This window comes from Inquilinus sp. KBS0705 (genome assembly GCA_005938025.2).
In the GTDB taxonomy this organism is placed as follows: domain Bacteria; phylum Bacteroidota; class Bacteroidia; order Sphingobacteriales; family Sphingobacteriaceae; genus Mucilaginibacter.
On sequence record VCCI02000002.1, the window covers coordinates 66,160 to 83,281 of the forward strand.

Annotated in this window: 21 protein-coding genes; 7 read left to right on the top strand and 14 right to left on the bottom strand. The window is 43.1% G+C overall.

Annotated elements, in window-relative coordinates:
* Positions 1-31: 31 nt before the first annotated feature.
* The 4 genes from FFF34_011525 (at position 32) to FFF34_011540 (ending at position 2,590) form a co-directional block, all read left to right on the top strand.
* Positions 32-337: a YbaB/EbfC family nucleoid-associated protein gene (locus FFF34_011525; GenBank protein ID TSD64535.1), complete on the top strand. Its 306-nt coding sequence runs from the start codon at positions 32-34 to the stop codon at positions 335-337.
* 88 nt (positions 338-425) lie between these two features.
* Positions 426-1,103, top strand: a complete 678-nt coding sequence (locus FFF34_011530; protein TSD64536.1) for a metal-dependent hydrolase — start codon at positions 426-428, stop codon at positions 1,101-1,103.
* A 328-nt stretch (positions 1,104-1,431) separates the two neighbouring features.
* Positions 1,432-2,091 carry a hypothetical protein gene (locus FFF34_011535; GenBank protein TSD64537.1) on the top strand — a complete coding sequence of 220 codons (660 nt, stop codon included), beginning with the start codon at positions 1,432-1,434 and terminating at the stop codon, positions 2,089-2,091.
* 10 nt (positions 2,092-2,101) lie between these two features.
* Entirely contained in the window at positions 2,102-2,590 is a 489-nt protein-coding gene (locus FFF34_011540) for a CinA family protein (GenBank protein ID TSD64538.1), read from the top strand.
* A 91-nt stretch (positions 2,591-2,681) separates the two neighbouring features.
* Here FFF34_011540 and FFF34_011545 read toward each other — a convergent pair whose 3' ends face one another.
* The 6 genes from FFF34_011545 to FFF34_011570 all read right to left on the bottom strand — a co-directional run bounded on the left by FFF34_011545 (position 2,682) and on the right by FFF34_011570 (position 9,948).
* Positions 2,682-3,944 (bottom strand): glucose-1-phosphate adenylyltransferase, encoded by a 1,263-nt coding sequence (locus FFF34_011545; protein ID TSD64539.1) that lies wholly within the window; start codon positions 3,942-3,944, stop codon positions 2,682-2,684.
* Positions 3,945-3,947: 3 nt separating this feature from the next.
* Positions 3,948-5,366, bottom strand: a complete 1,419-nt coding sequence (locus FFF34_011550; protein ID TSD64540.1) for a glycogen synthase — start codon at positions 5,364-5,366, stop codon at positions 3,948-3,950.
* Between the two features lie 313 nt (positions 5,367-5,679).
* Positions 5,680-6,027 (bottom strand): hypothetical protein, encoded by a 348-nt coding sequence (locus FFF34_011555; protein ID TSD64541.1) that lies wholly within the window; start codon positions 6,025-6,027, stop codon positions 5,680-5,682.
* Between the two features lie 5 nt (positions 6,028-6,032).
* The gene (polA, locus tag FFF34_011560) at positions 6,033-8,843 is read right to left on the bottom strand and encodes a DNA polymerase I (protein TSD64542.1); all 2,811 of its coding nucleotides are present in this window, start codon (positions 8,841-8,843) and stop codon (positions 6,033-6,035) included.
* Positions 8,844-8,964: 121 nt separating this feature from the next.
* On the bottom strand, positions 8,965-9,540 hold the full coding sequence (locus FFF34_011565; protein TSD64543.1) for a DNA-3-methyladenine glycosylase I: 576 nt from the start codon (positions 9,538-9,540) through the stop codon (positions 8,965-8,967).
* 51 nt (positions 9,541-9,591) lie between these two features.
* Entirely contained in the window at positions 9,592-9,948 is a 357-nt protein-coding gene (locus tag FFF34_011570) for a carboxymuconolactone decarboxylase family protein (protein ID TSD64544.1), read from the bottom strand.
* Positions 9,949-10,013: 65 nt separating this feature from the next.
* Between FFF34_011570 and FFF34_011575 the strand changes: the two genes are divergently transcribed.
* Genes FFF34_011575 through FFF34_011585 form a run of 3 tightly spaced genes read left to right on the top strand, consistent with a single transcriptional unit; the run spans position 10,014 to position 12,054 of the window.
* Positions 10,014-11,270, top strand: a complete 1,257-nt coding sequence (locus FFF34_011575; protein TSD64545.1) for a PorT family protein — start codon at positions 10,014-10,016, stop codon at positions 11,268-11,270.
* A 9-nt stretch (positions 11,271-11,279) separates the two neighbouring features.
* Positions 11,280-11,657: a glyoxalase gene (locus tag FFF34_011580; GenBank protein TSD64546.1), complete on the top strand. Its 378-nt coding sequence runs from the start codon at positions 11,280-11,282 to the stop codon at positions 11,655-11,657.
* A gap of 34 nt (positions 11,658-11,691) precedes the next feature.
* Complete coding sequence (locus tag FFF34_011585; protein TSD64547.1) at positions 11,692-12,054, top strand: glyoxalase; 363 nt, start codon at positions 11,692-11,694, stop codon at positions 12,052-12,054.
* Here the strand turns inward: FFF34_011585 and FFF34_011590 are convergent.
* From FFF34_011590 to FFF34_011625, 8 genes are all read right to left on the bottom strand, one after another.
* A complete protein-coding gene (locus tag FFF34_011590; GenBank protein TSD64548.1) occupies positions 12,051-12,383 on the bottom strand; it encodes an MGMT family protein in 333 nt (110 codons plus the stop codon). The genes FFF34_011585 and FFF34_011590 overlap by 4 nt on opposite strands.
* 6 nt (positions 12,384-12,389) lie before the next feature.
* A complete protein-coding gene (gene trmB / locus FFF34_011595; protein ID TSD64549.1) occupies positions 12,390-13,037 on the bottom strand; it encodes a tRNA (guanosine(46)-N7)-methyltransferase TrmB in 648 nt (215 codons plus the stop codon).
* Positions 13,038-13,143: 106 nt separating this feature from the next.
* Positions 13,144-13,569: a hypothetical protein gene (locus tag FFF34_011600; GenBank protein TSD64550.1), complete on the bottom strand. Its 426-nt coding sequence runs from the start codon at positions 13,567-13,569 to the stop codon at positions 13,144-13,146.
* A 7-nt stretch (positions 13,570-13,576) separates the two neighbouring features.
* Entirely contained in the window at positions 13,577-13,921 is a 345-nt protein-coding gene (locus FFF34_011605; GenBank protein ID TSD64551.1) for a phage holin family protein, read from the bottom strand.
* A gap of 42 nt (positions 13,922-13,963) precedes the next feature.
* On the bottom strand, positions 13,964-14,230 hold the full coding sequence (locus FFF34_011610) for a YtxH domain-containing protein (protein ID TSD64552.1): 267 nt from the start codon (positions 14,228-14,230) through the stop codon (positions 13,964-13,966).
* A gap of 104 nt (positions 14,231-14,334) precedes the next feature.
* Positions 14,335-15,381 carry an AI-2E family transporter gene (locus FFF34_011615; GenBank protein TSD64553.1) on the bottom strand — a complete coding sequence of 349 codons (1,047 nt, stop codon included), beginning with the start codon at positions 15,379-15,381 and terminating at the stop codon, positions 14,335-14,337.
* A 79-nt stretch (positions 15,382-15,460) separates the two neighbouring features.
* Positions 15,461-15,667, bottom strand: coding sequence for a hypothetical protein (locus FFF34_011620; protein ID TSD64554.1), 207 nt, complete (start codon positions 15,665-15,667; stop codon positions 15,461-15,463).
* A 5-nt stretch (positions 15,668-15,672) separates the two neighbouring features.
* Positions 15,673-17,097, bottom strand: coding sequence for a sigma-54-dependent Fis family transcriptional regulator (locus tag FFF34_011625; protein ID TSD64555.1), 1,425 nt, complete (start codon positions 17,095-17,097; stop codon positions 15,673-15,675).
* Between the last annotated feature and the right edge of the window lie 25 nt (positions 17,098-17,122).

The window sequence follows — 17,122 nt, forward strand, 5'->3', positions numbered from 1 at the left end:
CACATTTGCATATCTGCACATTCAAAAACATATGTTCGATAAAATAATGGAAGCCCAGGCTAAGGCGGGCGAAGTAAAGAAAAGGCTGGATGCCATTACTGTAACAGGCACTGCCGAAGGTGGCAAAATAAGCGTACAAGCCAACGGCAACAAAGTAATACAATCGGTTACTATTGATGAGGCTTTTTTAAAGGAAGCCGATAAAGAAGGGCTGGAAGAACTGCTGGTTATTGCCATAAACAAAGCTATGGAACAGGCCGATAACGTAAGCCAAAGCGAGATGGCTGCCATTACCAGTGCTATGTTTGGCGGAATGGGCGGGTTGTTTGGTAAGTAAAATGTAAAACCTTTGCTTAACAGCAACCAAAGGCATATATAATGCGTTATTTGCGTTAAATAAAACGCTTAAAAAACACACCATACCTATGAAAGTTACTTATTATGGCCAGTCGACTATTGAGATAGAGACTGCAGGAAAAAAACTACTGTTCGACCCGTTTATTACCTATAACGAGCTGGCTAAGCACATTGATGTAAGCAGCCTTAAGCCCGATTACATACTTGTTTCGCATGGCCACGGCGACCACGTTGCCGACCTGGTGCAGGTGCAAAAACAAAGCGGTGCCAAGGTGATTTGCATTGCCGAAATAGCCGGTTGGCTGGGTAAGCAAGGTATTGACACTGTACATGGCATGAACATTGGCGGCGGCTTTAACTTTGATTTTGGCCGTGTAAAAATGGTAAATGCCGTACACTCCAGCGCATTGCCTGATGGCAGCAACGGCGGTAACCCTGCGGGTTTTGTTATCTATTCTGAAGATAAGGCTATTTACTTTGCCGGCGATACCGCCCTAACCTACGATATGAAGTTACTGGAAGATGAGCAGCTGGCATGGGCCTTTTTACCCATCGGCGATAACTACACCATGGGTGCTGATGACGCCATTAAAGCAGCCGCTTTTATCAATTGCAAAAACATCATAGGTATACATTATGATTCGTTCCCGGTGATAAAGATAGATAAGGAGGATGTGCAGCAAAAGTTTGTTAATGCCGGCCTTAACTTAAAATTACCTGCCATTGGCGAAAGTTTAGATCTGTAATTTTAAAAATACCCACACTTTATAAAAGCCGCTTTGCCTGTTCGTAAAGCGGCTTTGTTTTTTTGCAGATTTTTGTTGGTGTAGCTGTAAGTCTTTTTAATTTTTTGCAGTGGGTAACCTATCTAATATATAAATAACACTTGTAATTCCTATTAATTTCTGTGACCCCGCAAAAAAATTGGTCATCCAAACTACTGACAAAACAGTGTCACGAAAGGCGTAAAATTTAATGCCGATATTTGGAATGTTCTCCGGATAGACAGCCGAACGGTACTAACCGCCCCGCCCTCCGCTTAAAACTTTTATGAGTACCGGCTGTTTTATTGTTATGCAAAAACGGGGGGTATTTTATCGCAACGGGCTTAGCATCGTATTTTTGTCGTTGTTTTGTATAACGCTGCTTGCGCAGGCCTATACCGGTTGGAAAACACATAACGAAGAGCTGCGCCAGGAGCATGCCACCGAACTGGCTTTTGTTGCTTACCTGGGCACCGGGCATTTTATATCGTCCACTTTCGAAAATTTTCAAAGTGAGTTTTTGCAAATGGCCCTGTATGTATTGCTTACCGTTAAGCTAAGGCAGCAAGGCTCAGCAGAATCAAAAAGCCTGGATGAGGCCGAAGATGTCGACCGCGAACCAAAGGCATCGCCTAACGCACCCTGGCCGGTAAAAAAAGGTGGCTGGCTGCTCACTTTGTACAGCCACTCGTTATCCATTGTTTTTTTTACCCTGTTTTTTATAAGCTGGGGCTTGCACTTTTACGGAAGCTGGCAAGACCACAATACCGAACAAATAATACAAGGGCAGCCAGCCCAAACTGCTTTAGCCTATATAGCCGAACCCAATTTTTGGTTTGAAACTTTTCAAAACTGGCAAAGCGAATTCCTATCTGTATTATCAATTGTAGTGTTAACGATATTTTTGAGGCAAAAAGGCTCGCCCGAATCAAAACCTGTGGATGCCCCACATATGGAAACCGGAAAGTAACTGAGATAAAATGGCAGAAGAAAAAATACTAATGTGCAGCAAATTGCTGGCCGATAAAGGCCTTACTATCGCCTTTGCCGAAAGCGCTACCGCAGGCTGGCTATGTTCTGAATTTGCTATCGCCCCGCAATCGGGGCAGGTGTTAAAGGGTGGCATTGTGTGTTATGATGCATCCCTTAAAGAATCGATATTAAATGTTCCGCATACGCTGATAGAGGAGTTTACGCCGGAATCTCAGGAGGTTACCAAGGCCCTGGCACGTAACCTGCAAGGCGTTATCAGCGCCGATATTACCCTTGCGGTTACCGGCCTAACCACTCCCGGCGGCAGCGAAACCGATGAAAAACCTGTAGGTACTATGTTTGTATCGGCATTAATTAAAGGTAAGATGGTAAACCGGCGCTATACCTTCAATGGCGGCTGCGAAGATATTATCCATCAAACAGTAACCGCAGTTGCCGATTTGCTGATAGTCGAAGTAAGCATGACTGCTAAATAAGCCAAAAATCTAAATTTAATACGTCAGCCTAAAAAAAGCGACCCTGATTTGTCCAACCAGGGCCGCAGATAGTTATTTGAAAAGCTAAACTTTATATAACCGTGCCGCTTGGTATAATAGCGCGTTTTTTAACAATCACAATGCCGTCGGTTACGGTGTAGGCCGGGTAATCGCCGTCGGGTAGTTTTGCGCCACAGTTTATTTTAACATCATCGCCTATATAGGTATTCTTATCTATAATGGCGTTTTTAATGGTACACCTGTCGCCGATACCCATAATAGGTGCGCCGCTAATTTTACACTCGGCAATTTCTTCGAGCGTTTGGTAATTATCGCTACCCATTACATAGCAGTTTTCTATACTGGTATATAAGCCAATGCGGGTACGTATACCAATAATGGATCTGGTGATCATGCTTGCGCTGATGATACAGCCATCTGCAATTATCGAACGCTCGAGGTGTGTGCCCGATATTTTTGTGGGCGGCAGCATACGTGCGCGGGTGTAAATATGATTTTTATCAAACAGGTTAAACTGCGGGATATCATCTGTAAGCCCTAAGTTGGCATCAAAGAAAGATGGGATGGTACCAATATCTGTCCAGTAACCTTCGTATTGGTAACTCACTACCTTGTGCCCCTCTATAGATTGCGGGATAATTTCTTTACCAAAATCGGTATTGTCGTTACCCTCCAGCAATTCGTAAAGCAGTTTGCGGTTAAAAATGTAAATACCCATTGATGCCAGGTAAATACGGCCCTGCTCCTTCATTTCGGGGCTTACCTCTGATACCCAGTTCTCGAAACCCGATTTAGGTTTTTCGATAAACGAGGTGATCAGGTTATCCGAATCTGTTTTTAATATACCAAAGCCGGGCACATCATTTACATGCACCGGTATAGTGGCAATAGATATATCGGCATTCTTTTCGATATGCTGATTGATCATTTCTTCGAAATCCATCTGGTACAGCTGGTCACCCGATAGGATAAGCACATACTCAAATTCGTGCACACCCAGGTGGTGCAAACTTTGGCGCACTGCATCGGCCGTACCCTGAAACCAGCCGCCGCTGGTTGGTGTTTGCTCGGCGGCCAAAATATCAACAAAGGCAGTACTAAACGTACTAAAGTGATAGGTGTTTTTGATGTGTTTGTTTAACGACGCCGAATTAAACTGCGTTAGCACAAAAATACGGTCGATACCCGAGTGCAGGCAGTTAGATATTGGAATATCAACCAGGCGATACTTGCCCGCAATGGGCACTGCCGGCTTTGAACGTGTTAGGGTAAGCGGCGCCAGGCGGCTTCCCTGCCCGCCTCCAAGTACAATGCTGATTACTTTCGATGTCATATCTTAGGGTTTTAAACTTTTATACAGATCTATATATTCTTTTGCCGACCGGTCCCACGAAAAGTCGAGGGCCATCATACGCTTGCGCAGCGTTTGCATCTTTTTACTATCCTTATACAGCGCTACCGCACGGGTTATTGATACGCAAATATCATCAACCTCAACATTTGCAAAGCGAATGCCGTAGCCCCCCTCGTCTCCAAAATCAATAACGGTATCTTTTAATCCGCCGGTGCTACGCACAATTGGTATGGTGCCGTAGCGTATGGCATATAATTGGTTTAAACCGCAGGGCTCAACCCTTGATGGCATCAGTAAAAAATCGGCCCCGGCATATACTAAATGCGCTAATGCTTCATCGTAGCCTATAAATACATTACAATTGGCAGGGTAAAGTTGTTTAAGTAATTTAAGCGCATTTTCGGTTTCAGGGTCGCCTGTGCCTAATATAATAAAGTTAACCTTATCGCCATGCTCTTTAATACTGCGCTCGATAGCCGCGGGCAGCAGGTCAGATCCCTTTTCGCTTACCAGCCTGCCAATAAAGGCTATCAATAGCTTATCGGCAGCCAGCTCAAACCGTTCGCATAACAATTCTTTATCTTTTTGCTTGCCTTTGTTAATGGTAGCGGCAGTATACTTTTCGGGCACCATCGGGTCGGTAGCCGGGTCCCAAACTTCGGTATCTATACCGTTTATAATCCCTACACCTTTATCGCGCTCTACATAAAACAAGTATTCCAGCCCGTTTGAATTTATAGATAATTCCTGCAAATAACTTGGCGATACTGTAGTAAATTTCCAGCAGCATTTTACTGCCGATGCCAGCGGGTTAATACCACCGTTCCAGTCAAGTAACCCTGTTTTATAAAAGTCTATCTCGGGTAAATAATTCAGCTTTTCCCAACCAAAGGCACCATGGTACTGGCCGTTGTGTATGGTAAATACCGTTGGTACATTGGCCAGCCTGCGGTATAACGACGAGTGGTACATTAAAAATGGTACCAGGCCCGAGTGATGATCGTGGCAATGGATAATATCAGGCGTTTGGCCGCTCCAATTTATCCAGTCTAAAAACGCTATCTGAAAAGCGATGAATTGTTCTTTCTCATCAGGGTAGCTGTATACGTTCTCGCGGTCGAGCAGCCCTGGTATTTTTATTAGGTAAAGCTCAAAGCCAAGTTTATCGGTTTGTTCTTTTAATATCTCAAAATATATACGGCGTGTGCCCAGCAGCGTGGTGCCCTGAAAAACAATGTCAAATACGTTTTCGTGTACAAACTTGCGGTTATAATAAGGCATAACTACGGCCGCCTGCAACCCTGCCAGGTTTTGGTATTTTGGCAATGCCCCAACCACATCGGCCAGGCCGCCAACTTTTGCAATAGGGTAACACTCGGCACTCAGGTGAAATATTCTCATTTGGCTTATATTAGGGTTAAGGTACTAAACATTTCCTCATATGAACAAACAGATAATTTGAAAAATGTGTTTACAATGCTGCTATAATTTAATTAAAACAGTCGCTTGTTTACCATTTCGATATAAATGTACAACGGAGGGTTACGTTTATTGTGAATTTGTTAATGGGATACCGTTAGTTTGAGCGAGTGCTAATATGTGCACGGGTTGAAGGAAATCTGGCTGAGGTTTTGGCGTTACCTACTTGCCGGGCTTTTCGGACATACTGTACAGCACTTATCCGTTAGCTAATGGACCGTATCCGCTGTAATCCCTAACGCGGTAATGCCTTTAATGATACATAAAGTATATCGTCATAAGTTTTATAGTCCGGAAAGGTCTGGGTTACATTTCCTACCTCAGTAAAAGCACTTTTTAGATAATCTAAACTAATCAAATCTTCGACCGTTTTATGAATCGTTGACTTATTCAAATCCTTTACAATAATCATATCAGAAGCCCAAAAGAAATCCTGTTGTTCCTTGTCCATCAAGTGCTGAATATTGGTTTGGGTAAACAAACTCCCCACAAACACTCTATCATCGGGAAACACTACATAAATATCAATATTGTCGTTATTGATATCCGTTATTATATCATGAAAAACGATTTTAAATTCCATCGGTTTTAATGCGCCTCCAACCAATTCAATCCCGTACCTATCTCTACCATTATCGGCACCTCGGTTTTGATGGCGTTTTTCATGTTCTCTAGGATGATGGGTTTTACAATTTCTATCTCGTGGTTTGGCACATCAAATACCAACTCATCATGCACCTGCATGGTCATGCGTGCGTCCAGTTTAAGGGCCTTAAACTCGCGGTGGATGTTGATCATCGCTATCTTTATCATGTCGGCTGCAGAGCCTTGTATGGGTGCGTTAATGGCATTTCGTTCGGCAAAGCCGCGTACGGTTTGGTTGGCGCTGTTAATATCGCGCAGGTAACGGCGGCGGCCCATCAGGGTGGTTACATAACCGTTTTCGCGGGCAAAGTTCATGGTATCGGCCATGTATTGTTTGATGCCGGGGTATTGGGCAAAATAGTTTTCGATGATCTCGGCAGCCTCTTTACGTGGTATGCCCAAATTTTGCGATAAGCCAAATGCCGATTGTCCATAAATAATACCAAAGTTAACCGCCTTGGCATTACGGCGCTGGGTGCTGTCTACTTCTTCTAAACCAATGCCGTAAACTTTCGCGGCGGTAGCGGTGTGGATATCAATATTATCAACAAAGGCCTGGCGCATGTTGGGGTCTTTACTAATTTCGGCAATGATGCGCAGCTCTATCTGCGAATAATCGGCAGATACGATGCTGTGGTTTTCATCGCGCGGAATAAAGGCTTTCCTTACCTCGCGGCCACGCTCGGTACGTATAGGTATGTTTTGCAGGTTGGGGTTGTTGCTGCTTAGCCTGCCTGTCGCGGCTACCGCCTGGTTATAGCTGGTATGCACGCGGCCGGTTTTAGGGTTCACCATGGTTGGCAGCGCATCTACGTAGGTTGATTTGAGTTTTTGCAGCTGCCTAAAATCCAGTATATCCCTTACAATATCGCTTTTGGCCGCTAAGGATAGCAGCACGTCCTCGCCGGTTTGGTATTGGCCTGTTTTGGTTTTTTTTGCTTTAGGATCGAGCATTAGTTTCTCGAACAACACCTCGCCTAATTGCTTTGGCGATGCGATGTTGAAACGTACTCCCGCTTTTTCAAAAACGGTTTTCTCTAAAACGGCAATATCGATCTCTAATAATTTAGAGAACTCGCGCAGGGTATCGTGGTCAATTTTTACCCCTTCGTGCTCAATATCGGCCAGTACATATATCAGCGGGTTCTCTATTTTATGCAGCAGGTCTTCGGCCTCTACCTCTTTTATCTTAGGCTCAAATATGGTGCGCAATTGCAGGGTTACATCGGCATCTTCGGCGGCATAGTCCTTTATCTTTTCAATCTCCACATCGCGCATATTGCCCTGATTTTTACCTTTAGGTCCAATTAGCTCGGTGATAGAAACAGGCTTGTAGCTTAGGTAATTCTCCGACAGGATATCCATGTTATGGCGGGTATCGGGGTCTATTACGTAATGCGCCATCATGGTATCAAACAGGTCGCCCTTCATCTCTACATTGTACCATTTCAGCATCAATATATCAAACTTTAGGTTTTGGCCAGTTTTGCCAATGTTGGGATCTTCAAATACAGGTTTAAACTCGGCTACTATTTTTATAACCTCCTGCTCATCTGCCGGCACCGGCACATACCACGCCTGGTGGTGTTTCACCGCGAACGATAAGCCCACCAACTCGCAATGGTTGGCATCGGTACCAGTAGTTTCGGTATCAAAACAAAAGTGTTTTTGCTGCTTAAGTACGTTGATCAGTTCGGCGCGCTTTTCAAAGGTATCGGCTAAAATATACTCGTGCGTTACAGTGTTGATGTTTTTGATATCAACAGGCTCGGGTGCTTCGTAAATGTCCTGCACATCAACCGATAGGGTAGTGCGGCCATCAGCAACGGGGTTACCAAACAGGTCGGTTTGCATGCTCACGGCGCGGGTTTCGGTAATGCTAAAGTCGTCGCCAAACACACGGCGCCCCAGGGTACGGAATTCCAGTTCGGCAAACAATGGCTCCAGCAGATCTTTGCTTGGAGCACACATTTCTAAACCCGCTTCGTCCAGCTCAACCGGCGAGTTTAGGTTGATAGTTGCCAACCGTTTAGACATCAGCCCCTGCTCGGCATACTGTTCTACGTTTTCGCGCAGCTTGCCTTTTAATTCGTGGCTATGGGCTATTATCTCTTCAACCGAGCCATATTGTTTAATAAGCAGCTTTGCTGTTTTTTCGCCCACGCCGGGTATACCGGGTATGCCGTCTACCGCATCACCCCAAAGGCCCAAAATATCAATCACCTGTTCGGGGCGTTCAATTTCCCATTTCTCCAGCACTTCTTTTACGCCCAGTATTTCCATATCGTTACCCATACGGGCAGGTTTGTATATGCGGATGTTTTCAGACACCAGCTGCGCAAAATCCTTATCGGGGGTCATGCAGTAAACCTGGTAACCTTTTTGTTCAGCTTTTTTGGCCAGGGTGCCTATAATGTCGTCAGCCTCGTACCCGTCAGATGTTATCAACGGAATGTTAAAGCCCAGCACAACTTTAAATATGTAAGGCAAGGCTTTGCTCAAATCTTCGGGCATAGCCTCGCGATGGGCCTTGTATTTTTCGTATTCGGTATGGCGGTCGGTTGGTGCATCGGTATCAAAAACTACGGCCATGTGGGTTGGCTTTTCCTTTTTTAATACCTCCAGCAGGGTGTTGGTAAAACCCATTACCGCCGACGTATTTAAGCCGCCCGATGTAAAACGCGGCGATTTACTTAAAGCAAAATGTGCCCGGTATATAAGGGCCATACCATCCAATAGAAAAAGCTTCTTCATGATAATTTATGATTGCACCGATTGTTTTTGTGATTACACCGATGAGGTTGTTCGTTTCAAAAATACGATTATGTTTTTCATCAGATTTAAATCTGTGAAATCTTTTTAGGATCTGAAATATCTACCTGAAAGCGCATTCGGGAACATGATCGTTCACCATGCCGGTAGCCTGCGTGTAGGCATAGCAAATGGTAGTGCCAAAAAACTTAAAACCCCGCTTTTTCATATCCTTGCTTATCGCGTCAGATTCGGGCGTGCTTACTTTAGGGCCATCATAGCGGGTAATGGGCTTGCCATCGGGCATAAAGCTGTACAGGTAATTATAAAACGAACCAAACTCTTTTTGCACCTCTATAAATAATTGCGCGTTACGAATAGCCGCCGACACTTTTAAACGATTGCGGATAATCCCCTCATCCTGCAATAAACGCTGTTGGTCTTCTTGGGTAAAAGCAGCCACTTTGTGCACATCAAAATTGGCAAAGGCTTTGCGGTAACCCTCGCGGCGGCGTAAAATGGTTATCCAGCTTAAACCTGCCTGTGCCGATTCGAGCGTTAAAAACTCAAACAGTGTTTTATCATCATGTACTACCTTACCCCATTCCTCGTCGTGGTATTTCATGTACAAGGGGTCGGTTCCGCACCAGTGGCACCTTTTTAAGTTATCAGTTGGAGGTTTTAAGTTGGCAGTTGGCATACGTCTAAATTAGCTTAATTTATTACAAGTTTGTTTATAGCTGTAAACTGTTTACTGCAAACCGCCAACTCCATTCAACTCATCCCAATACTCCACCGCGCGGCGGTAATGCGGTATCACTATCGAGCCGCCCACCAGGTTGGCTATCATAAACACCTCGTTCATTTCGTTGTGCTGTACACCGGCTTCGTGACATTTGCCCAGGTGGTATTTTATGCAATCGTCGCAACGCAATACCATTGATGCCACCAGGCCCAGCATTTCTTTTGTTTTAACATCCAGCGCGCCATCGGCGTAAGTGGTGGTATCTAAGGCGAAAAACCGCTTAATGTTGGTGTTGGCAGTCTCCATTATCCTATCGTTCATTTTGGTACGATAGGCTTCAAAATCGTTTATAAGTTGTCCCATGAAATTAAAAATCCCCCTCCTGATTACGGTTAAAAATGATATTTTTACAAACCTAACCTTAACAAATGAAATACTTTTATACCCTACTAATTTTTTCTTTAATTCCCTCGTTTTTACTGGCTCAACGAAATTACAAACCTGGCTATATTGTAAGCCTTAGCGGCGATACCATTAAGGGCAGTATAGATTACCGCGAGTGGGACAATAATCCTAAAAGCATCACTTTTAAAAGCATTGGCAAGGCAGAGGGTAAATATGCTGTTAACAATATTAAAGCATTTGGTGTAGATAAAGCAGAGTATTTTGAACGTTTTGTAACTATTGTAAGCCAAAATCCGGTAGGTGTAGGTAATATTACTGTTCAGGCTGAAATTAAAAATTTAACCGATACGCTTTTTTTAAAGATTATTTCAAAAGGCTCAAAAGTAACTTTATATACCTACACCGATAAAATAAAAACAAGGTATTACATTGCCGAGAGCGGAGCCAATGCAGAAGAATTAATATATGGGCAGTACCTTGATAGCGAAAACAGCGAACGTATAAACACGGTGAACCGTTTTAGGGTGCAGTTACAATCGCTGGCGCAAATGCATGATCCCAACAATAGTAAATTGGCAAAGGGAATAGCAGTTTCGTCTTACACAGAAAGCGATCTGATTAAAATTGCCAAAGCCATAAACGGCTCAACCAATTTGCAACTTAGCTCCGAAAATGTTTTTGGAATAAGGTTTTTTGCTGGCGCTGGTACAAGCATTAATAAATTCACAATCGACTTTAATGGCTTTTTTCCGGCAGGTACAAGTCAGTCAAAAGTTTCGCCACTTATTACCGCCGGGGTAGATTTTCTAATAAACAAAAATACGCAGCGGTTTTACATACGGGTAGAAGCATCTGTTATAAGTAGCACCTATAGTTTTAACGATATTGAAGCCCCCGCCGCTGCAAATACAACGTTAGGCACAAGGTCTACTTTAAATAATCTTAAGCAAACAAATATCGCCCTTACACCACAATTAATTTATAATTACTATTCTGCCGACAATTTACAGCTGTTTATTGGCAGTGGCTTTGCGCTAAACATACCGCAGTACGGAAAACACAGCCTTACTACAACCAGCCCCAATTATACCAATACCAAAGCTGATTTCCCCGAATTTAAAAAACTATGGTTTTCGTTCCCAATTAAAGCGGGCGCTACAATAAACAAAAAAATTCAACTGTATGCAGATTATATGCTCGCACCAAGCCGCCTGGACGATTACGCATCTATTGGTTCAACGCTAAGCCAATACCAACTTGGCGTAAATTACTTATTTTAATAAATTGCTATGGAAAGCCTTTCACCCAACCTATTTGTTAAAGATATTAATGCAACTATTGCCTGGTACCGCATTTTAGGATTTGAACTGATAGTAACCGTACCCGAAACCGGCACCGATTTAGTATGGGCCATGATGATGAAGGGTAATGTTACCATGATGTTTCAAACCATGGAAAGCCTTGGCGATGAATTGCCCGAGATTAGCCGCACCGATGGCGCATCGCTGTTATTATATATTAAACTTAAGGGCATACGGGCCTTTTTTGAGGATATTAAAGACCAGGTTACCGTGCTTAAAGGCCTCGAAAAAACGTTTTACGGCGCTACCGAATTTTCGGTATCAGATATTAACAACTATGTTTTAACTTTTGCCGAAGACGAATAATAACAACCTTATCTTTATTAAACCTCTTATCCTAATGATCACCTTTAAACGCGTAGACCATTTTCATGTTTGTGTGCCGCCCGATCGGCTGGAAGAGGCGCGGCAGTTTTACGGCGCGGTTTTGGGCCTTGAACAAATTTACCGCCCCGACCATCTGTTCTCATCCGCAGGGTATTGGTTTAACATTGGCGATGGGCAGCTACATATTGGCGTAGAGCCTGCACTGCCACGAACTATAAGGCATACCGCATTAGAGGTAACTGATGTTGCCGCCGCGCGCCAGCATTTAGAAAATAACGGGGTTGAAATTGTAGAAGAGCCGGTTATACCCGGCCGCGACCGCTTTGCCTTTATAGACCCTTTTGGTAACAGGATGGAGTTGCTGGAGATACTCTAAAGCGCCAGCTCCACTGCAGGGTCCCAATACAGCGCTTTAAAGTTTAGCACCTGGTTGTCTATTACCACAACACCCTCATTGGCTAAAAGCTGCTCCATGGTATCGCCACCAAAATGGAATTTACCCGTAAGCAGGCCCTGGCGGTTCACTACCCTGTGGGCAGGCACAGGCGGCTGTGCATTGCCGCAAGCCATCATGGCATAACCCACAACCCGCGATGATTGCTTAGAACCCAGGTAGGCCGCAATAGCGCCGTAGGAGGTTACCCTGCCCGCGGGTATTTGCCTAACAACATCGTACACGTTATCAAAAAAATTGTAATCGGGCATGGGTTTTTAAAACGAGAATTTAAGGTAGTTTATATTCTTGTTATGCTGCAAGTATTTTTTTTCGTAATACGTTTTAATAGATAATACCTCATCTGCAAATTCCGAGTGATACAGGTCGGCGGTGTTGATGTGCAAGTTTAGGGCCAGCTCGCTTATTTTACCGGCAGTGTATTCATAAAAGCCGTCGTTATCTGTTTTAAGGTTCATATAACCACCGGGCTTTAGCACTATGCGGTACATATCTAAAAACCGTGGCGAGGTAAGGCGTTTCTTCTCGCGACTTAATTGCGGCTGCGGGTCGGGGAAGGTTATCCATATTTCGTCCACTTCGCCGGGGGCAAAGTAATCGGTAAGGGTTTCTATCTGCATGCGTAAAAATGCAACGTTATTTACGCTTTCTTCAATAGCTGTTTTAGCGCCGCGCCAAATACGGTTGCCTTTATAATCAATCCCTATAAAGTTTTTATGGGGGAACATACGGGCCAGGTTAACCGTGTATTCGCCCTTACCACAGGCCAGTTCCAGTACTACCGGGTTGCTATTCTTAAAAAAATCATTTGCCCAATTGCCCTTGTAAGGTTTGCCTGCATCTAATTGTAAAACGTTGCTAAAGGTCTCTATCTCTGCAAACCGCCTGATCTTGTCTTTTCCCACTTTATAAAATAAAATGCGAAAATAAGCTTTTTAGTTTAACCCAATAAAAAAGGGGCAAACTCTGTAAGTTTACCCCTTTTCTAAAAGATCGTGTTTCGCAACAGGATCAGTCTTTAACATAAGCCGGTACTGGCTTTTCTGTATCTTTCTTTTTAGTAAAGTTGTTTACCAAGCCTTTTACTTTGCTCCATAAGCCGCCAACAGCATCTTCGCTGATGTAATGTGATGCTTTTTGTGACAGTATACCAACCAAGGCTTTTACTATAAAGTTAGAGTGTTTAAATAAGGTTTTATTTAATGTAATAGGTAATACAAATCTCGACAATAGTCCTAAAAAGTCCTGCTGAAACAGCCCCGCACTTTTTACGCCATCAGTATCAGGCGATTTGGGGAACAACGACATGAATGTGGAAAATATAGCCGAAGGACCCGCAAAGCGTGTTTTTAACGCTATAGCTTGCTGGGCCTCCAGATTTTTTAACCTGCCGATCTCGGTTTGTAATTCAAATATATTTCTGATAGGTGTGTCCATAGTAAAATTAATTAAACAGCTTTCTAACCAACGCGTTAATAATTGGTTTTTGGAAACCCCTTTTATTAACCATTATAATTACCGCTATAACAAGGTAAATAAGGGCAACACAGCCAAAACCTTGCCAGTACGAGTGCAACACACTACCTAAAAATAAGGCCAGTGTAAAGCTTGCAAATAAAAATGTAAGCAACAGGCTTATAACAATCACTATCTGGATAACCATATCGGCTATTAATGATGTGCCTCGCTCAATAACTTCATATTTTAAAAGTTTAAAACGTGTTTCAGCATATTCGCTAAGCTGATCAATTATTGGGCGTACTGGTTCTTTTTCAGTTTCCATAGTCATTAGTTAGTTCCGTACCTTATTAATTTTTTCAGTACCCGGTAATTATGCGTGCTCCAGGTCGTCCTGGTATTCTTCTTCGGCGCCTTTAACTTTACTTTTAATGTTTTCTACAACCCTATCTTTTAAACCAACAAGGTTATCAATTTCGGCAGCGGCTGTTTCTTTAATAGTATCGCCCAGGTTTTTTAGTGATTCAGAAAGCTTATCACGTGTTTCTGTACCTTTTTCTGGTGCAAATAATATACCCAATGCTGCTCCTGCTGCTAATCCTGCCAGCAATGCAATTACTACTTTTGAGTTATCTTTCATATTAGTATAAATTTTTAATTTGAGTTTTTGTTTTTGATAATTATAAATTAATTGTCCGTTTTTACAGTTTGAGCTGTTTAATACAAAAATAAGTATAAAATGCCTTAGTTACTATCCTCGGGCATGCGTATACGCTCCAGCCGTTCGGCAGCCATGCGGTTGGTTTCATAAATTTCTAGCAGCAATAAAAAGTACGATAGTAATACAGGGCCAAAAACCAGTCCTAATATTCCAAATAGTGGTAGCCCTATAAACACTCCTATAACGGATATAATAGGGTGCGTATTGCCAATGCGCTTGTTGATCATCATACGCAGTACATTATCTACATTGCCAATAAATAGCAAACCATACGCTAAAAGCAATATCCCTTTTACATTGTGCCCGTTTGCAAATAGTATAATGCTTGCAGGTATACAAAGGGTTGGTGCACCCACCACCGGCAAAAACGAAATAAACGACCCTATTACCCCCCAAAATACGGCATCGGGTATGCCAAAGGCATAAAAACCCATGGCCAGCAGTATCCCTTGTGTAACGGCTATAACCCCCTGCCCCAATACGTTAGAATAAGTAGAATTGCGCAGTTCGGTAGCAAATTTTAAAGCATGCTGCTCGCGAAAGGGTGCATACTTAAGCATACCCATTTCAAATTCGCGCATTTGCACAAACATAAAGTACAGCAAAAAATACATTACCAGCAGGGTAATTAAAATGCCTGCAAAACCCGTAATAAGTGATGGAAACAGGTCGGCTATATAGGCTCCAAGCTTTTGTATAGTATTTTCGGCAAGGTGCGGCTGGTTTAAATTACTACCCGCAAAGGCATCAATCTTTTGCGACCATTGGTCAATGGGTATCGAGTCGCGGTTAATGCTGCCTATCTTACCAATCACCATTATACTTAATGACAGGAAAGGAATAACAATTACAATAAGCGATATAAAAATAATGAGAAGCGCTGCAGCCGACGGGTTGAACTTTCGTTGCTCAACCATATACAAATAAAACGGCCTGAATATGGTGAAAAGCACTATAGCGCCTAAAATTGAGCTGAATAATTCGCTTAGGGCATACAGCAAAAAACAACCCAGCACAATAATGCTTACCAGTATAATATTATTGCGCTGCTTGTAACTAAAAATGGACATGCCCCTGTAAGCTAATTGTGATGCTATATAAACAAAAAAATGGTAAAAAGTTTTGCCGTTTGGCCTGTGCACTAACTATTTAATCAATATAATTTAGCAGTGCGTCAATATTAGCGGCGGCCTTTTCAAGGCTTTCTATATAAAGAGTATGGTCGCCTTGGGTATTCGGCAATTCGTAACGTAAACCTTCTAAAGCCAGCTGAATGTTTGACAGTTGATTTTTTATATCATGTTTAAGCATCGCGAAGGTATGCGCATCAACCGGTTTTTGTTCATCACCATCCATACTTTTTATTTTAGGTTGATGGCTTTCATTTTGTTGTAAAGCGTTTTACGGTCAATATTCAATATCTCGGCAGCTTTGGTTTTGTTAAAGTTAACCTCGCGCAGCACTTTAAGTATCGTTTCGTGCTCGGCCCCAAGCGCGGCATTTTTCAGATCGTGCTTAGGGGCTTCTTTTACCTCATAATTGCCTTGTGCGCCTGTATTGTTTACCGGCTCGTACGCGGTTACCTTAAAGTTTGATATCTCCAGCGGCAGGGCCTTCATGGTAATTTCATTACCCTCGCTAAGCAGCGTTGCCCGCCTAACCACATTCTTTAATTCGCGAATATTACCTTGCCAGCGGTAGTTCATAAAACACTCTATTACCTCGGGCGAGAAGGTAGTTACATTACGATCCAGCTCCTGGTTGGCCACATTTAAAAAGTGGTCGGCCAGCATCATTATATCGTTGCCACGCTCGCGCAGTGGCGGCATAAAAATGCTAAACTCGTTAAAGCGGTGATAAAGATCCTCGCGGAATTTTCCTTTTTGTATACCTTCCTGCAGGCTCTCATTAGTGGCAATAATAATGCGCACATCCAGATCTATTTCTTTTGTACTGCCTATACGCTTTACTTTACGCTCCTGCACCGTGCGCAGCAATGCCGCTTGTATCTCGTACGATAGGTTACCTACTTCGTCTAAAAACAAGGTACCGCCATTCGCCATTTCAAAGTGGCCTATCTTGGTATATAACGCCCCGGTAAATGATCCTTTCTCGTGGCCAAAAAACTCGCTTGCTGCCAACTCTTTGGTAAGCGACCCGCAATCCATCGCAATAAATGGCTGATTGTGGCGAGGGCTGTTTAAGTGTATGCTTTTAGCAACCGACTCTTTGCCGGTACCGCTTTCGCCTAAAATAATTACACTATAATTGGTAGGTGCAACCAATTCAATTTGCCTTAACAACTCTTTTGATGCACGGCTGGTACCCACCACAAACTCGCCCGATAATATTTGTTTTTTACCTTCGCGCGGGCTGGGTTTATCATTATTGCCCCATTCGTTACTAGCTTTTTCCTGTAAGGCGTATTGGGTTTCAATAGCTTTGGTAATGGTATTTAATATCTCATCAGGGTAAAGGGGCTTAGTAATATAATCGTAAGCGCCCATTTTTATCAGCTCAACGGCCATTTTAATATCCGAGTAGCCTGTAATAATAATAACGCCGGTATTGGGGTATAAGGCCTTAATGTTTTTAAGCATCTCGCGGCCATCGGTATCTTCCAGCCTAAAGTCGCAAAGTACCAGGTCAAAATGGTTACGTTTAAGGTATTCCATACCCGTACTGCCGTTGGGGGCGGTTTCTACCTCAAAGCCATTACGTGTTAAAAACTTAGATAGCAATAAGCCAACATTAACTTCGTCATCAATGATGAGGATCTTCTTCATATTAGCATTTACAGTTTACCGGTGA

Excerpts from the sequence above, each read along its gene's own strand:
- FFF34_011525 (TSD64535.1), top strand. The coding sequence starts at position 32 with ATGTTCGATAAAATAATGGAAGCCCAGGCTAAGGCGGGCGAAGTAAAG.
- FFF34_011530 (TSD64536.1), top strand. The coding sequence starts at position 426 with ATGAAAGTTACTTATTATGGCCAGTCGACTATTGAGATAGAGACTGCA.
- FFF34_011535 (TSD64537.1), top strand. The coding sequence starts at position 1,432 with ATGCAAAAACGGGGGGTATTTTATCGCAACGGGCTTAGCATCGTATTT.
- FFF34_011540 (TSD64538.1), top strand. The coding sequence starts at position 2,102 with ATGGCAGAAGAAAAAATACTAATGTGCAGCAAATTGCTGGCCGATAAA.
- FFF34_011545 (TSD64539.1), bottom strand. The coding sequence starts at position 3,944 with ATGACATCGAAAGTAATCAGCATTGTACTTGGAGGCGGGCAGGGAAGC.
- FFF34_011550 (TSD64540.1), bottom strand. The coding sequence starts at position 5,366 with ATGAGAATATTTCACCTGAGTGCCGAGTGTTACCCTATTGCAAAAGTT.
- FFF34_011555 (TSD64541.1), bottom strand. The coding sequence starts at position 6,027 with ATGGAATTTAAAATCGTTTTTCATGATATAATAACGGATATCAATAAC.
- polA (TSD64542.1), bottom strand. The coding sequence starts at position 8,843 with ATGAAGAAGCTTTTTCTATTGGATGGTATGGCCCTTATATACCGGGCA.
- FFF34_011565 (TSD64543.1), bottom strand. The coding sequence starts at position 9,540 with ATGCCAACTGCCAACTTAAAACCTCCAACTGATAACTTAAAAAGGTGC.
- FFF34_011570 (TSD64544.1), bottom strand. The coding sequence starts at position 9,948 with ATGGGACAACTTATAAACGATTTTGAAGCCTATCGTACCAAAATGAAC.
- FFF34_011575 (TSD64545.1), top strand. The coding sequence starts at position 10,014 with ATGAAATACTTTTATACCCTACTAATTTTTTCTTTAATTCCCTCGTTT.
- FFF34_011580 (TSD64546.1), top strand. The coding sequence starts at position 11,280 with ATGGAAAGCCTTTCACCCAACCTATTTGTTAAAGATATTAATGCAACT.
- FFF34_011585 (TSD64547.1), top strand. The coding sequence starts at position 11,692 with ATGATCACCTTTAAACGCGTAGACCATTTTCATGTTTGTGTGCCGCCC.
- FFF34_011590 (TSD64548.1), bottom strand. The coding sequence starts at position 12,383 with ATGCCCGATTACAATTTTTTTGATAACGTGTACGATGTTGTTAGGCAA.
- FFF34_011600 (TSD64550.1), bottom strand. The coding sequence starts at position 13,569 with ATGGACACACCTATCAGAAATATATTTGAATTACAAACCGAGATCGGC.
- FFF34_011605 (TSD64551.1), bottom strand. The coding sequence starts at position 13,921 with ATGACTATGGAAACTGAAAAAGAACCAGTACGCCCAATAATTGATCAG.
- FFF34_011610 (TSD64552.1), bottom strand. The coding sequence starts at position 14,230 with ATGAAAGATAACTCAAAAGTAGTAATTGCATTGCTGGCAGGATTAGCA.
- FFF34_011615 (TSD64553.1), bottom strand. The coding sequence starts at position 15,381 with ATGTCCATTTTTAGTTACAAGCAGCGCAATAATATTATACTGGTAAGC.
- FFF34_011620 (TSD64554.1), bottom strand. The coding sequence starts at position 15,667 with ATGGATGGTGATGAACAAAAACCGGTTGATGCGCATACCTTCGCGATG.
- FFF34_011625 (TSD64555.1), bottom strand. The coding sequence starts at position 17,097 with ATGAAGAAGATCCTCATCATTGATGACGAAGTTAATGTTGGCTTATTG.